At 48.2% G+C, this 15,697-nt stretch carries 16 protein-coding genes; 2 read left to right on the top strand and 14 right to left on the bottom strand.

The features are described from left to right. Nucleotide 1: 1 nt before the first annotated feature. The 10 genes from KAH19_RS07160 to KAH19_RS07115 all read right to left on the bottom strand — a co-directional run bounded on the left by KAH19_RS07160 (nucleotide 2) and on the right by KAH19_RS07115 (nucleotide 8,107). Nucleotides 2-952: a nitronate monooxygenase family protein gene (locus KAH19_RS07160; RefSeq protein ID WP_040565456.1), complete on the bottom strand. Its 951-nt coding sequence runs from the start codon at nucleotides 950-952 to the stop codon at nucleotides 2-4. Nucleotides 953-1,038: 86 nt separating this feature from the next. Beyond that, nucleotides 1,039-1,269: an acyl carrier protein gene (locus tag KAH19_RS07155; RefSeq protein WP_009146372.1), complete on the bottom strand. Its 231-nt coding sequence runs from the start codon at nucleotides 1,267-1,269 to the stop codon at nucleotides 1,039-1,041. 56 nt (nucleotides 1,270-1,325) lie between these two features. Continuing rightward, complete coding sequence (gene fabG / locus KAH19_RS07150; protein WP_210684011.1) at nucleotides 1,326-2,069, bottom strand: 3-oxoacyl-[acyl-carrier-protein] reductase; 744 nt, start codon at nucleotides 2,067-2,069, stop codon at nucleotides 1,326-1,328. Between the two features lie 108 nt (nucleotides 2,070-2,177). Continuing rightward, entirely contained in the window at nucleotides 2,178-3,119 is a 942-nt protein-coding gene (gene fabD / locus KAH19_RS07145) for an ACP S-malonyltransferase (RefSeq protein WP_210684010.1), read from the bottom strand. A 142-nt stretch (nucleotides 3,120-3,261) separates the two neighbouring features. Next, on the bottom strand, nucleotides 3,262-4,251 hold the full coding sequence (locus KAH19_RS07140) for a beta-ketoacyl-ACP synthase III (RefSeq protein WP_210684009.1): 990 nt from the start codon (nucleotides 4,249-4,251) through the stop codon (nucleotides 3,262-3,264). A gap of 4 nt (nucleotides 4,252-4,255) precedes the next feature. Next, nucleotides 4,256-5,269: a phosphate acyltransferase PlsX gene (plsX, locus tag KAH19_RS07135; RefSeq protein ID WP_210684008.1), complete on the bottom strand. Its 1,014-nt coding sequence runs from the start codon at nucleotides 5,267-5,269 to the stop codon at nucleotides 4,256-4,258. Next, on the bottom strand, nucleotides 5,266-5,853 hold the full coding sequence (gene fapR, locus KAH19_RS07130; RefSeq protein ID WP_210684007.1) for a transcription factor FapR: 588 nt from the start codon (nucleotides 5,851-5,853) through the stop codon (nucleotides 5,266-5,268). The genes plsX and fapR overlap by 4 nt, the downstream gene beginning before the upstream one ends. A gap of 220 nt (nucleotides 5,854-6,073) precedes the next feature. Continuing rightward, nucleotides 6,074-6,253, bottom strand: a complete 180-nt coding sequence (rpmF, locus tag KAH19_RS07125) for a 50S ribosomal protein L32 (RefSeq protein ID WP_021720064.1) — start codon at nucleotides 6,251-6,253, stop codon at nucleotides 6,074-6,076. Nucleotides 6,254-6,288: 35 nt separating this feature from the next. After that, nucleotides 6,289-6,792, bottom strand: a complete 504-nt coding sequence (locus KAH19_RS07120) for a DUF177 domain-containing protein (protein ID WP_210684006.1) — start codon at nucleotides 6,790-6,792, stop codon at nucleotides 6,289-6,291. A gap of 106 nt (nucleotides 6,793-6,898) precedes the next feature. Further along, entirely contained in the window at nucleotides 6,899-8,107 is a 1,209-nt protein-coding gene (locus tag KAH19_RS07115; protein ID WP_210684005.1) for an acetate/propionate family kinase, read from the bottom strand. A 156-nt stretch (nucleotides 8,108-8,263) separates the two neighbouring features. On the opposite strand from KAH19_RS07115, the gene KAH19_RS07110 reads away from it, so the two are divergent. Continuing rightward, entirely contained in the window at nucleotides 8,264-9,442 is a 1,179-nt protein-coding gene (locus tag KAH19_RS07110; RefSeq protein ID WP_210684004.1) for a nucleotidyltransferase, read from the top strand. A gap of 98 nt (nucleotides 9,443-9,540) precedes the next feature. On the opposite strand, the gene KAH19_RS07105 is transcribed toward KAH19_RS07110, so the two are convergent. The 3 genes from KAH19_RS07105 to rsmD form a co-directional block, all read right to left on the bottom strand. Further along, entirely contained in the window at nucleotides 9,541-10,140 is a 600-nt protein-coding gene (locus tag KAH19_RS07105; protein WP_210684003.1) for a hypothetical protein, read from the bottom strand. A gap of 20 nt (nucleotides 10,141-10,160) precedes the next feature. Then, the gene (gene coaD / locus KAH19_RS07100) at nucleotides 10,161-10,652 is read right to left on the bottom strand and encodes a pantetheine-phosphate adenylyltransferase (protein WP_040565452.1); all 492 of its coding nucleotides are present in this window, start codon (nucleotides 10,650-10,652) and stop codon (nucleotides 10,161-10,163) included. Nucleotides 10,653-10,772: 120 nt separating this feature from the next. Next, on the bottom strand, nucleotides 10,773-11,330 hold the full coding sequence (gene rsmD, locus KAH19_RS07095; RefSeq protein ID WP_246869329.1) for a 16S rRNA (guanine(966)-N(2))-methyltransferase RsmD: 558 nt from the start codon (nucleotides 11,328-11,330) through the stop codon (nucleotides 10,773-10,775). 219 nt (nucleotides 11,331-11,549) lie between these two features. Here rsmD and KAH19_RS07090 point away from each other — a divergent pair, with 219 nt between their 5' ends. Further along, on the top strand, nucleotides 11,550-13,208 hold the full coding sequence (locus KAH19_RS07090; protein ID WP_371816680.1) for a DUF4127 family protein: 1,659 nt from the start codon (nucleotides 11,550-11,552) through the stop codon (nucleotides 13,206-13,208). A gap of 216 nt (nucleotides 13,209-13,424) precedes the next feature. Here the strand turns inward: KAH19_RS07090 and thrS are convergent, their stop codons facing one another. After that, nucleotides 13,425-15,218, bottom strand: coding sequence for a threonine--tRNA ligase (thrS, locus tag KAH19_RS07085; protein ID WP_210684000.1), 1,794 nt, complete (start codon nucleotides 15,216-15,218; stop codon nucleotides 13,425-13,427). Nucleotides 15,219-15,697 lie beyond the last annotated feature (479 nt).

The following is a 15,697-nucleotide window of genomic DNA, read 5'->3' as shown; positions in this document are numbered from 1 at the left end:
ATCAAATTTTTGAAATTTCATCCTTTATGCGCCTGAAGATTTCTTTTACAGGCAGAATTTCCTTGATTTTCCACATATTGGCACCGGTGAAAACAAGACCGGTTTCTACGTCACCCTGCTGTGCACGAGTCAGCGCTCTGATAATACAGAAGCTGTGGGTGCAGTGCTTCAAGCACAAATCGCAGGTGGTGGGTTTAGGAGCTTTATTTTCTAAAGATAACTGTGCAAAGGGATTGCGGATAGCACGTCCCTTATAGCCTACAGGGCTGTCAATCTGCACAACATCTTCTTTAGTCATTTTAAGATAGAATTCTTTTAAAGCAGGTGCGCCGTTGGATTCCTCACTGGCAGCGAATCTGCTGCCCATCTGCACACCGCTTGCGCCCAGCTTCAGAAGCTCGGCAACATCACTGCCGCAGACAGCGCCGCCGGCAGCAATAACAGGTATATTAACGGATTTAACAATCTCCGGAAGTATCTCTTTAATAGATTGCTGAGTTCCCAAGTGACCGCCTGCTTCGGTGCCTTCGACAACGATAGCAGAAGCTCCCAGCTTCTCAGAAATCTTAGCCAGTTTTACAGAAGAAACAATTGGTACTACTTCGACACCATATTTACGTCCGACGGCAAAAATATCTCTTGAAAAACCGGCGCCGGCTACGATTAAATCTATTTTCTCTTGTGCAGCGGTAGTAATCAGACCTAAAAACTCTCTTGCCGCAAACATTGCATTAATACCAATAATGCCTTTGCCGCCTGTAAGTTTTCTTGCCAGACGTATTTCTGTACGCAGTTCGTCAAAGCTCATGCCGGACGCTGCGATAAGTCCTATACCGCCTTCTTTAGCTACAGCAGCTGCCAAACGGGCTGTAGACAGCCTGATAGCCATGCCTCCTTGTATAATCGGTACTTCAGCAACAAGCTTACCGATTTTCAGCACTGGTAGTTTCAACAAATATCCCCCATTTCAGGACTAAAGTAGAGTAGCTTGTGTCCGGGAACCCACAAGGGGTTCCCTAAACATAAGCAGGTAAAGCATTATTTTTCTTCATCCAGCAGTTTAACAGCGTCAGCTACAGTGCGGATTTTTTCAGCTTTTTCATCAGGGATTTCAACACCGAATTCCTCTTCGAAAGCCATGATCAGCTCAACGATATCGAGGGAGTCAGCGCCGAGATCATCGATGAAAGCGGATTCCATCTTTACTTCGTCAGCGTCAACGCTCAGTTGTTCAACAGTGATGTCTCTTACTTTGTCGAAAGTGCTCATTACGATTCACCTCCTTCCAATAGGTAAAGTTGCAGGTCTCCCAAACGGGCCCCCTATTACATTACCATACCACCGTCAACATGTAAAGTCTGTCCGGTAATATAATTGGCGTCATCGCTCACAAGGAAGACAACAGCCTTGGCAATATCAGTAGTTTCACCCAGTTTGTGTAAGGGTATAGAAGTCAGCATACCTTCAACAACTTTGTCGGAAAGTACACTGGTCATATCAGTTTTAATAAATCCGGGAGCAACAGCATTCACGTTGATACCGCGAGCAGCTACTTCCTTAGCTACGGATTTGGTAAAACCGATTACGCCGGCCTTAGCAGCAGCGTAGTTAGCCTGGCCAGCATTGCCCATCAGACCAACAACAGAACTGATGCTGACAATTTTGCCGGCTTTTTGTTTCATCATGTATTTGATAGCAGCCTTGGTGCAGTTGAACACACCCTTCAGATTGGTGGTCAGAACTGCGTCCCAATCCTCTTCTTTCATACGCATCAGCAGACCATCGCGGGTAATGCCTGCGTTGTTTACGAGGATATCAATGCGGCCGAATTCTTTTACAACTTCGTCTACCATAGCAGTAGCAGCTTCGTTGGAGGAAATGTCTGCCTGTACTACGAAAGCCTTGCGGCCCATAGCTTCGATTTCTGCAGCAACCTCTTTAGCGGCAGCTTCACTACCTGCGTAGTTTACAACAACATCAGCACCTTCTGCAGCGAGAGCCAGTGCGATTGCACGGCCGATACCGCGGGAAGCGCCGGTTACGAGGGCTTTTTTACCTTCTAATTTCATTTTGAGTTCTCCTTATCCTTCAATTCATCAACTGTCTTTTATGCTTCACAAATACATACTGCATCTACATATAGGGGAACCATGAAGCGGACAGTTCAGCTTGGTGAATTATTTATTCAGCTCAGCTAAGGTTTTTTCCAGGCTTGCAGCGTCTTCTACGTTCAGAGCCATCATACCTTTGGCAATCTTCTTGGTGAAGCCGGTCAGAACCTTGCCCGGGCCAACTTCAACAAAAATGTCTACGCCGCCTGCAACCATGTTGCGTACGCTGGTTTCCCAGAGAACAGGCATAGCAGCTTGTTTAACGAGCAGCTTTTTGATTTCTTCGCCGCTGGTAACTTCCTGAGCAGTTACGTTAGCAACAACAGGAACGGTGATATCTTTGATTTCAATCGGAGCCAGAACCTCTGCCAGACGATTGGCAGCGGGCTGCATCAGAGTGCTGTGGAAAGGAGCACTTACGGGCAGCAGCACAGCGCGTTTTGCACCGGCAGCTTTCAGAGCTTCGATAGCTTTATTTACAGGATTAACTGCGCCTGCGATAACAACCTGACCGGGGCAGTTGAAGTTTACTGCTTGAACTGCTTCGCCGGATTCAGCTTCTACGCTGCGGCAGATTTCTACGATTTTGTCGCTGTCCAGGCCAAGAATAGCAGCCATGCTGCCTTCGCCTACAGGAACAGCCTCTTGCATGAACTGGCCGCGTTTGTTAACGATGCGTACAGCGTCAGCAAATTTCAGAGCGCCGGTGTTAACCAATGCACTGTATTCGCCCAGGCTGTGACCAGCAGCGATATCGCAGCTTACGCCATGCTCCTTCAGAACTGCTGCACAAGCAGTGCTGGCAGTCAGGATAGCGGGCTGGGTGTTAGCGGTCAGCTTCAGGTCTTCAGCAGGACCTTCGAAGCACATTTTGCTGATGGAATAGCCAAGAGCGTCATCAGCCTCTTCAAAAATCTGTTTTACAACAGGATATTCATCATAAAAAGCTTTGCACATGCCAACGGTCTGAGAACCTTGGCCGGGGAATACGAATGCGATTTTACTCATCGTGTAAATTACCTCACTTTCGATAAAAATCAATTACTATCAAGACAAACGAGAAGGGTTTAGATACGAGCAATGGCGACGACGGCGTACTACTGCTACTCCTAGGAGCCATTACGAAGTAGATGGGCCCTTATCGTTTGGATTATTTACTCCACTTGAAGACAATGGCAGCCCAGGTCAAGCCTGCGCCAAAGCCATCAAGAATAATGTTGTCGCCTTTTTTCAGTGCGCCGGCCTTTTGAGCCTCGCACAGAGCGATAGGAATAGATGCAGCAGAGGTATTAGCGTATTTGTCTACGTTTACCCAAACCTTATCCATCGGCATCTTCAGACGCTTAGCAGCGGAGGTGATGATGCGGTAGTTAGCCTGATGCGGGAACAGCATATCCAACTCTTCCGGCTTCATATTCGCCTTAGCAAGAGCACGCTTTGCAGTCTTGCCCATAATCTGAATAGCGAATTTGAATACTTCCTGACCGTTCATATGAATGGTGTGGTCTTTTGCAGCAACAGTTTCTTCACTTGCCGGATTACGGCTGCCGCCTGCCGGTTGCAGCAGGAACTTGCCGCCGTTGCCGTCGGCACCCATGTCAATGCCTAATACACCATAGCCCTCTTCAACTTCACCGATTACAGCAGCACCAGCGCCATCACCGAAGAGAACGCAGGTGTTACGATCGGTCCAGTTCATAATACGGCTCAGAGTTTCCGCACCGATAATCAGAATCTTGTTGTACAGACCGCTCTTAACCATCTGGCTTGCTACAGCAAGGCTGTAAACAAAACCGCTGCAGCCTGCAGCCAGGTCAAAGGCAGCTGCGTTTTTAGCACCCAGACGAGCCTGTACCAGGCAGGCAGTGGACGGGAAAATATAGTCGGAGGAAGCAGTGCCTACAATAACGAGGTCCAGCTCTTCCGGAGCAACGCCGGCGTCCTTCAGTGCTTCTACAGCAGCATTGTACGCCAGATCAGAGGTTGCTTCTTCCGGAGCAGCAATGTGACGCTGCTTGATGCCGGTGCGCTCAGTAATCCATTCGTCACTGGTCTCAACAATTTTCTCCATGTCTGTATTAGTGATAATCTTCTCAGGAACATAATGTCCTAAACCTAAAATACCAACAGCTCTTGTCATTTATCTAATTCCTCATTTCTTTTGATTCCGCAATCTTATCTTTGATGATACTTACAACATCCTGCTCGGCAAAGTCCATAGCTACATGAATAGCATTTGTAATTGCCTTGGCCTTGGAGCTGCCGTGGCAGATAATAAAAGGCGCGCGGATGCCCAACAGCAAAGCTCCGCCGTATTCGGCAGGATCAAGACGTTTCTTCAGCCCCTTCAGTGCAGGCTTGATTAAAAGTCCGCCCAGCTTTGCCAGAATGCCGCCGTTCATAATCGCTTCCTTGATAAGCGTCATAATAGCCTTCGCCAGACCTTCACCGAACTTCAGCACAACATTGCCGACGAAGCCGTCGCAGACAACTACGTCTACCGTGCCTTTGTTGATGTCACGACCTTCAACATTGCCGATAAAGTTTATCGTCCGAGTATCCTTTAAAAGCGGGTAGGTTGCCAGTGCTTGTTCGTTACCCTTAGTTTCTTCTTCACCGATGTTCAAAAGTCCTACCTTCGGCTGAGAAATTTTTAAAATTTTTTCTGCGTACACCGTACCCATGATAGCACTCTGTACCATATGCTCAGGTTTGGCGTCTACCTTGGCGCCGCTGTCAAGCACTACAGTAGTACCCTTCAGGCTGGGAATCGGCGTTGCAATAGCAGGTCTTTCCACGCCCCTGATGCGGCCTACGCAAAAAAGCGCTGAGGCAACGGCAGCACCGGTGCTGCCGGAGGAAACAAGGGCATCACATTCCTTGTTTCTCAGCAATCCTGCCGCAACTACGATAGAAGCGTCCTTTTTGGACTTAACCGCAATTGCAGGATGCTCGTCCATCGCAATTACCTCGCTGGCATGATGAATAGTAATCTTCGGATTTTTATCCGCACCGTATTTTACCAGCAGCTCACGGATTATTTTTTCATCGCCAACCAAAACAGTTTCGCAGCCATACTCTTTAACAGCGTTGACTGCGCCTAAAACAAGCTCCTTGGGACCATAATCGGTACCCATAACATCTACGGCGATTTTCATGCTTCCTGCTCCCCCTCATGCTTAGTTCTGTTATCCAAAGAAACAATAATGAACTTAGCGCGAAAAACCTCTTCGTTATTGTTTTTCACGGAAACAAAAATATAATATTTATCCATGCGGCGGTGCGTAACCACTGCACGGGCTACAAGTACAGCTCCTGCGTTGACAGGCAGCTTATACTTGACATTACCTACAGCAGTCAGTGCATATTCCGCATCTACAACTGCCAGAGCCAAAGTATTGGCCATGGCAAACATATAATAACCGCGTGCGATTCCGGTACGTTCAAGCACCATATCCGGTGTAATCTTCAGCGTTGAGATGCCGATTTTGTTCAGCTCCAGATCCAGCAGTTCGCCCACGATATCTTTTTTATCAATGGCACGCAGCTTGGTCTGAGCTTCCTCTGCCATAGTACGAGTTCTGGCACGCAGCTCAGGAATTCCCAGAGCAACACGGTCCAGACGAATTGTCTGTACGCTGACATCCAGCATTTTTGCCAGTTGCTCATCAGTGCTGAAGGGATTATCCCTAAGCAGCTTCTTCAAGCTTCTGTGACGTATTAATTTTTTAGAAGAAGTCATTACCTCACCTGCTTTTTAGTACCAGCTCATAATATCTGTTTTTATTATAAGAGCATCGCAGGTTTTTGGCAAGGGCTTTTTAGCAAAAAATTTGTGATATCCCTTACATTCCGCCAATTTCTTTAATTACATAATTAACTATCCGTGAAATTGGAGATTTTACCGTACCATGTAAAAAGCCTCCGGAAAAAATTCCGAAGGCCTTATAAACAGCTTAAAATTATTCAGCTTTAGCAATGACTTGTTTGCCATTGTAGTAACCGCATTCAGGGCAAACGCGATGCGGCATTTTCATTTCATGACATTGCGGGCATTCAACCATGCCAGGAACGCTCAGTTTCCAGTTAGCACGACGTCTGTCACGACGGGCTTTGGACATTTTTCTCTTAGGTACTGCCATTTCTCAATACACCTCCTCAGTGCTATGAAGTGAATTTAATTTTTGATGAATTGCTTTAATGCCGCCAGCCTCGGATCTACAGTGGACCTGTCGCATCCGCAGTCACCATCATTAAGATCAGCGCCACAAACGGGACAAAGTCCCCGGCAGTCTGGCTTACACAGAGCCTGCATGGGCTCTGCAAGCAGCAGCCCTTCACGAAGCGGTTCCGTTATATCAATAACGTCCGAATCGTAGACAAAAGCATCATTTTCAATATGTTCAGCACTTGCCGGATAAAACTTCTCGACAACTTCTGCCCTGGCTACACCTGTAAAATCCTTCAGGCAACGGCCGCAGGTACGTTGTACCTTAGCAGTCATTACAGCCTGCAGTAATAATACATCACCAGCATTGCTCATAGTGCCTTCCAAATTTACTGTACCGTCAACAACAAGCTCTTCAGGTGTTATTTCCAGTTCAGCAGGCGAAAGCTCATAAGCAAGAGTCTTTTCACCGACTAGTCTTTTCTTGATTTCTGCGACATTTATTTTAATCATATTTCACCAATCGTTACAATTATAGCGGTATTACCGCTCTTTGTCAAGTAAAAATGCTTTGTACGGATAAAAACTGTTATCAGTTACTATAACCTCATGCAAATGCCTACAGCTTAATGATTCTGCGGCAGATGTTATATGTATCGCGGGCAATAACCAGCTCCTCGTTTGTCGGGATAACGAAAATTTTTACACGCGCACGGCGCACGCTGATTTCACGCTCTTTGCCGCGTACCTGGTTGAGTTCCGGATCAATGCGCGTACCGAGATATTCCAGACCGTTGCAGATTTTATCACGCATAAAGGGAGAGTTCTCGCCCAGGCCTGCGGTAAAGACAATCGCATCTACACCGCCCATTGCCGCTACATAACCGCCGATATATTTTTTTACCTTGTAGGCAAAAACATCGATTGCCAGCTGGCTGCGGTCATCGCCGCGGTTAGCAGCGCTTTCCAGATCGCGGAAATCGCTGGACAGACCGCTGATGCCGAGAATACCGCTGCGGCGGTTCAGGTAATCGTCTATCTGCTGCGCATTCATATTTTCCTTTTCCATCAGGAACGGAATAATTGCCGGGTCAATCTCGCCGCTGCGTGTGCCCATAATCAGGCCCTCAAGCGGTGTATAACCCATGCTTGTATCAATAGATTTGCCGTATTTGATTGCCGCAATGCTGGCACCGTTGCCCAAATGGCAGCTGATGATACGCAAATCATTCATATGCTCCTGCATCAGCTCCGCAGCACGCAGAGCCACATATTTATGCGAAGTGCCGTGGAAGCCATAACGGCGTACACCGTATTTTACATACATTTCATAAGGCAGACCGTAAAGGTATGCAACCTTCGGCATCGTCTGATGAAAGGCCGTATCAAAAACAGCCACCTGCGGTGTACCGCGCATAATTTCCATGCAGGCATTAATGCCGTACAGGTTAGGCGGATTATGCAGAGGCGCAATCTCACAGCAGGCCTCGATACCGCGCAGTACATCACTGGTAATCAGTACGCTGTCGGTAAAGCGCTCGCCGCCGTGCACAACACGGTGACCTACGGCATCAATCTCGGACATATCCTTGATAACGCCGTATTCCTTGCTGGTCAGTGCCTTAATAGCCAGACGGATACCAACCTTATGGTCGGGAATTTCCTCTTTTAAATCAATTGTATATTTGCCTGCCGGCGTATGCTTCAGTGTGGAACCTTCCATACCGATGCGTTCAATCAGGCCTTTGGCCATGACACGCTCGCCTTCCATGTTTATCAGCTGATATTTGATGGAGGAGCTGCCACAATTTACTACGAAAACAATCACAATAAGCCTCCCGGTCAACGCCAAAATTAAATCGAGTCTTAAATACCAATACACTATTAGTATACACTATTCGCGGCCAATTGAACAGAAATATTTTCTCAATTCACAGCCTATGTTATAATATTCCCAGAGATAAAATCATGCGAGGTAAAAAATATGCAGGCCACTGGCATCATTGCCGAATATAATCCCTTTCACAACGGTCATCTATATCATATACAGGAAACAAAGCGCCTGACGCAGCAACCGGTCATTGTCGTCATGAGCGGAAGCTTTATGCAGCGCGGCGAGCCTGCCGTTTTAAGCAAATGGCAGCGCGCCTCATTCGCAGTACAGGGCGGTGCCGATTTGGTGCTGGAGCTCCCCTGCGTCTTTACACTACGCAGTGCCGAATTCTTTGCCAAGGGTGCTGTGCAGCTTTTAGCAGCCACAGGCTGCGTCAACACCCTTACCTGCGGCACAGAAAATCCGCAAAGTGATTTTGAGGCGGCAGCAAGCCTTGCCTGCAGCGCTGAAGCGCAGGGAAGGCTGCGCGAGCTGCTGCAAAGCGGCTTAAGCTATGCGCAGGCCTGGGAAAAAATTTTGGGCGCACACACAGTCTTCCGCTCTCCCAATGACATTTTGGCCTTGGAATACACCAAAGCACTGCTGCAAACTGCCGCAGACATTCAACCGCTTTATCTGCAGCGCACGGACGATGGCTACAATTCCACCACTATCGGCAGCAGTATAGCCAGCGCCAGCGCCATCCGCCGGGCAATAGCGGACGGTAACGAAAACTGGCAGCAGGCAGTTCCCGACTATACACACGCAGCTCTTGCTGCCGGAGGCTACGACGCACAGCTTTTGTGGCAGCTGCTGAAATACCGTCTGCGCCTGCTCACGCCGCAGCAGCTGGCGGAGCGCTGCGAAGCCAGTGAAGGCCTCGAAAACCTGCTCAGCAAGGCCGCTGACTGCGCAAGCCTGCAAGCCGCGCTCACTGCCTGCAGCAGCAAGCGCTACACTGCCAGCCGTATTCGCCGTCTGCTACTGCAAATACTTTTGGACCTTCCGAAAGCAGTATGGCAGCAGCAAGCCCCGGCCTATCTGCGTGTGCTGGCCTTTAATGACACCGGACGCCAGTTGCTGCACACGATGAAAACAAGTGCTCAATTCCCAATCATCAGCAAGCTTGGTAAAAACGCCCTGTACAACGACACCCCCGCCTACAGGACGCAGCTTTCAACAGAAGTAACTGCTACCGATCTGTGGTCCCTGCTGCAGAAAGATGCAGCACTCAACCGCAGCGGCAATGATTTTTATCAGTCACCGGTCTATGTCCGCAGCAAAATATAATATCAGACTATACCGGCGAAATCTGCTGTAAGGCAACAAAAAAGCTGTAACGCAAGCGCATTTGCATGACGCTCGTTGTTACAGCTTTTATATTGCTTTTATTCTTCCTCGGGAGCTTCCTGTACGGGAGCCTCCTCAGCAACTGCCGGAAGCTTGAGATTCTGCATCTCATTTTCTACGTTTACTTTATTTTCTTCTAGGCCTTTCAAAGCACTGGACAGATTACCGCTCAAATAAGCCAGCATATCCTCTGCATATTGCAGGGAATCCTGCTTTACCTGCAAAGCATAGTCATCGGCAGCAGTCTTGGTTTCCTCCTGATAGCGCAGCGCATTGGCTTTGATATCTTCCGCCGCAGCATTAGCCTGCTTAACAATTTCCTCCTGCTGTACCTTGGCATCAGCCTCAGCCTGGGCAACGCTGACAATACGCTCAGCTTCATCCTTGGCCTGCTGCACTATACGGTCAGCATCGGCATAAGCCTTATTGACAATATTCTTCTGCTCCTCCAACACCTGGTTAGCGCTTTTGATTTCGCGTGGAATTGCTTCCTTGAGATCGTCGATAATATTCAGCAGATCATTTTCATCAACCATAATCTTATCTACCAGAGGAACACGTCTTGCCTCGGATATCAAATTAAGAAATTGCTCAAAAAGTCCATCAAGTGCTACGTTAGTTTTGTTGCGTTCAATCATGATATCAACCCCTCTAAAATCTATTCAAACTTTTTGTAAACATGCTTGCGTACGCGTTCTTCAATGCATTCAGGCACCAAATCCTTCAGCTGACCGCCAAAGGTTGCCAGCTCACGCACACCGGAGGAGCTGACGAAGGAATATTTGGCATTGGTCATAATAAAAACCGTTTCCAGATCATTATCAATTTTTTTCAAAAGCAACGCTCTTTGGAATTCATATTCGAAATCGGTAAAAGCGCGCAAGCCTCTGACGATAAAAGGAGCCTCTTCCTTTTTGCAGAATTCATTCAGCAAGCCGGAAAAGCAGGTTACTCTTACATTTGGAATATGCTTGGTTGCTTCCTTAAGCATTTCCACACGCTCTTCCATGGAAAACATGGCCTTATCCTTACCAGGATTATGAAAAACGCTGATAATCAGCTCATCAAACATCGCACTTGCTCTTTCAAAAATATCAATATGACCCTTGGTAACAGGATCAAAGCTTCCTGGACAAACTGCTCTGCGCATAGCCAGACCTCCTAATCTATCCTTAATCAAAAAAATGACCAAAGAAATTCCTATATTATATCTTGTCTTTTATTCGACATAAAAGGCGAGAATCCTTTTTATTCTCCAAAATACTATATATTATAACATATTATAACAAATAAAATCCACTATTGTTTCACCGTAACGGCTGCTGCGTACCAGCTCACAGCCTGCCGGCAGCTCCGGCAGTGCGTTATGCGCGCTGCGTTCCACAACAAGATAGCCTCCCGGACGCAAAAACGACTTTCTGCCCAGAAGCGCAATTATCTGCTCAATCCAGCCCTTATTGTACGGAGGGTCGCAAAAAGCAAAGTCAAACAGCTCCCCTGCTGCCGCCAGTCTTTCCGCAACTGCCGGAGCGCTTCCCTGCAGCACCCTGCAGTCAGCCTCCGCACGGCACTTGGCAATATTGCTACGCACCAGTCGCAGCGATTCCTTGCTCGCGTCAATAAATGTAACAGCTGCAGCACCACGACTCCAGCTTTCCAGCCCCAGGTTACCTGTACCCGCAAAAAGGTCCAGCACCTCAGCACCGATAATCTTACTGCCTATAATATTAAAAACGGATTCCTTAACCCTGTCCGCAGTCGGCCGTACATCGTATGTTTTCGGTACAGTCAGCTGCAGGCCGCGGGCCTTGCCGGTAATTATTCTCATATACTGCTCCTCTGTGTTATAATTGGGTTGAGATGGCATTTCGCCCCCTTTCGCCTCACTTCGTTCGGCACCTTCCCCGTAGGGGAAGGCAAGCAGTCAGCTTTCGCAATCACTTTCTCGCCTGCCCCATCGGGGAAGGTGTCAGCGAATGTAATGAGCTGACGGAAGGGGGAAATTAATCTTAAACATTCTCTACATTTTCTTTCAAAGGACACCCTTATGCGCAATTCAAGCAAAATAATCTTCATAATTTGCACCATAATGCTGATATCAGGCATTTGCTTACGCCTTGCGCTGCCTTCAAGCACTCCGCTCAGACTGAAGCAGCAACCGTCAACGCAAAGTATTTTGCTGCTCCCGCTGGACAGCCGCCCCGTCTGCAGCACTATGGTACAAAAACTGGGCGCGCTTGCAGGCCTAAATGTAATTTTACCGCCAAAAGCCTGTCTTGACAACTACCGGACGCCGTCTGACAGACAAAAACTTTTACAATGGCTGCAGACAAGCCAGCCCAAATACGATTACAGCATCATTTCTGCCGATAATCTGCTGCACGGCGGCCTGCTGGCCGCCCGCATGAACACCGCCGCACCGGCGGAGGAGGATGCGCTGCTGGAGCAGCTGCGGCAGCTTACACCGAAAAAACAGCAGGCCGTTTTTTCCGTCATACCGCGTCTGCTCGTCAGTGACCAGCTTTTACCGGACCGTTGGTACCAATATCAGCTGATGCGCTATTCCCAACTTGCCGACATGGTGCGCATCACCGGCAGCTTCGCCCTCACGCAGGAGCTGCGCCGCACAGAAGCTAAAATTCCTGCCAAGGTTCTGGTTAAATATCGCAGCCGTTATCAGCAGAGCGACCGCTTTAACCTGGGCCTGCTTAAGCTTGCCACGGACGACAGGCAAATAACCTTCGGACAGGACGATGCTTCGCCTATCGGACTGCCGCATGCCAGTGCCGTAAGGCTGCAAAGCAGCATCGCTGCCCAAAAGCTGCAGCAACAGGCTCAGCTCACCTACGGTGCTGATGAAATTGCAGCCATGCTGCTCACGCGCTACTATCTGCAGCAAAGCGGCTGGCAGCCAAAGGTTTACCTGCATTATGCTTCTCCCAAAACAGAAGGTGCGGATATGCCCTATATGGCTGTCTGCGTCGGTGCAGCGCTGCGCAACCAGTTGAAGCTCATGGGAGCTTCAGAAGCAAGCACGCCGGATAGTGCAGACCTCATCTGCTATGTTAACTGCGGTAATGACGATTTCCGTCCATCTGCCAAGCAGGCGCAGGAGCTGCAGCAAATGCTGAACCAAGGCTATAAGGTCGCACTCATCGACAGCAGCGCCAACTTTGAAGCCGAAGAGCTGCTGCTGCCGCAGCTTTTGGCACACAACGTACAAATCAACAGGCTTGCCGCCTACGCCGCCTGGAACACCTTCAGCAATTCGTCGGGCACAGCTTTAGCACAGGGGCTGCTTTTCTGCGGCCGTCTGCGTCAGCTGCAGACAGCAGGTGCAGCTGCGGACCGACTGGCAGCACTCTACGCTACCAATCTGAACTTTACGGCAGAGCGTATCCTCGAGGATTATTATTACCAAAAGCTGGTGCATCCGAAACTGCGGCAAACACTGGAATCTTTTGGTATAAATCCCGTAGAGCTAGACAGCGAAGATAAAACGGCAACAGAGCAATATATTCAGGGAAAGCTCAGCCTGCAGGCATATAAGCTGCTGCACGATAATTTGGGACGCACACCCTTTTATCAGCAAAACGGGCAAAGCTATTATCTGTGCGACCTCAGCGTCGGCGCCAAGCTCCCTTGGGCAAGAATTTTCGAGGTAGAACTGCAGGTATGGACAGATACGGGTGTCAAAACAGAATAAAATACAGTACAAGCGTATTTTTCTTAATAAGCTTAAACGAAATAAGCCTCTGATATAACTTCTTTTAACAGTATATCGGAGGCTTATTTAAATTTATAAGACCAATCACACAAGTTCTATAATGCTAAATTCTTAAATACCTTGAGAATCAAAAACGAAGGCTGTACTTTTGACAGCACAGCCTTCGCTCTTTTATCTCAGCAGAAGCCGAAAATATTATTTTTTAGCTTTAGAATCAACTACGTCTTTCAGGATTGCTTCAAATGCTTCGAAGCTCATAGCGCCCATATCGCCTTCGGTGCGATTACGCGGAGAAACGGTATTGTTTTCCATATCGCGGTCGCCGACAACCAGCATGTACGGAATCTTTTCCAGCTGACCTTCGCGGATTTTCTTACCGATTTTTTCGTTACGTGCATCAACAGTTACACGATAGCCGTTAGCCTCCAGCTTATGAGCCAGCTCATAGCAGTAGTCAACAGCACGGTCGGTTACCGGCAGGAAGCGAACCTGCTCCGGAGCCATCCAGGTCGGCAGTGCGCCTGCATAAGTTTCGATGAGGTATGCCAGAGTACGCTCGTAGCAGCCCAAGGAAGTACGATGGATGATATACGGCAGTTTCTTCTCGCCGTTCTCATCAACATAGTACATACCAAATTTCTCTGCCAGCAGCATATCAATCTGAATGGTAACGATGGTATCTTCTTTGCCGAATACGTTGTGGAACTGGATATCCAGCTTCGGACCGTAGAAGGCAGCCTCGTCAAAGCCAACTTCATATTTAACACCGAGGTCATCAAGGATTTTCTTCATAGCAGCCTGTGCATGATCCCATTGCTCAGCGGTGCCTTCATATTTGTTGTTCGGGTTAGCAGGATTCCATTGGCTGAAGCGGAAGGTGCATTTATCCAGCATGCCTACAGTTTCCAGGCAGTATTTAGCCAGATCCAGGCAGCCCTTAAATTCTTCTTCCAGTTGGTCAGGACGAAGAATCAGATGGCCTTCGGAAATGGTGAACTGACGAACACGGATCAGGCCGTGCATTTCGCCGCTGTCCTCGTTACGGAACAGAGTAGAAGTTTCGCCCAAGCGCATCGGCAGCTCACGATAGGAACGCTGACGGTTCAGGAAAACCTGATATTGGAACGGGCAGGTCATAGGACGCAGAGCGAAGCATTCTTTAGTTTCGTCATGCGGGTCGCCCAAGATGAACATGCCGTCAAGATAATGATCCCAGTGACCGGAAATGCGGTACAGATCGCGTTTTGCCATCAGCGGAGTCTTGGTCAGCAGATAGCCGCGTTTTTGTTCCACATCCTCAACCCAACGTTGCAGCAGTTGGATTACACGTGCGCCTTTCGGCAGCAGGATAGGCAGACCTTGGCCGATATAATCAACAGTAGTGAAGTATTCCAGATCACGGCCCAGTTTGTTATGGTCACGCTTCAAAGCCTCTGCCTGCTGTTCCAGATATGCGTCCAGCTCTTCCTTCTTCGGGAAAGCAATACCATAGATACGTTGCAGCATCTTGCGGTTGGAATCGCCACGCCAGTAAGCGCCGGTAGCGGAGGTAAGTTTAATAGCGTTGCCTTTAATACGGCCGGTAGAATCAAGATGCGGGCCTGCACACAGATCAGTGAAGTCGCCTTGTTTGTAGAAACTGATAACCGCATCCTCAGGCAGGTCGTTAATCAGTTCAACTTTGTACGGTTCTTCTTTTTCTTCCATGAATTTTACAGCCTCTGCGCGCGGCAGCTCAAAACGCTCTAATTTCAACTTTTCTTTGCAGATTTTACGCATTTCGCCTTCCAGAGCAGCGAGGTCCTCCGGAGTGAACGGAGCCGGAGTATCGAAATCATAATAGAAGCCATTGTCAATGCTCGGACCGATGGCCAGCTTAACATCCGGATGAAGTCTCTTCATAGCCTGCGCCAGCACATGGGAGCAGGTATGCCAATAGGTTTGGCGGTATTCCTTGTTTTCAAAGCTAAATTTGTTTTCCTCAGACATTTTTGTTTCCTCCTAACATGATGTATCGTAAACAGTGCAGTCCGGGCAAAAAAATAAACCCCGGTCCCACACCAAAGGGACGGAGTTATCCGCGGTTCCACCCTCATTGACATATGTAGTGACATACGCCCACTCGGTACCGTTAACGCCGGTAATACGGACTGGCATACTTGCTTGCGCGTTCCGCAGTCAGTTTGAAGGCGGTACGCCCTTCGTTTCCTTCCTGCTGCTCTCAGCCACGGCAGCATTTTCTGTAGAACCCTCCACGACGGCAATTCCTTCGCATTACTGTTACTATTTTCATTTACCAGTTTATTATAGCACACCGGCAATGCTTGTCAAGCTTCCACTGGAAAAAACTTTTATTTCATAGTATAATAAGAAAATAAATTCTTCTACTTGTAAACATGCCAAACAACGAGTCCTTTGTGCATGTATATTAACCTTTATAAAACGTATATATTCAGAACTGTTAATAA

Origin of the sequence: Phascolarctobacterium sp. Marseille-Q4147 (assembly GCF_017968825.1) — a bacterium.
Classification (GTDB): Bacteria; Bacillota; Negativicutes; order Acidaminococcales; family Acidaminococcaceae; genus Phascolarctobacterium_A.
The sequence above is the reverse complement of the archived record's forward strand: the minus strand, read 5'-3'. Positions and strand labels throughout refer to the sequence as shown.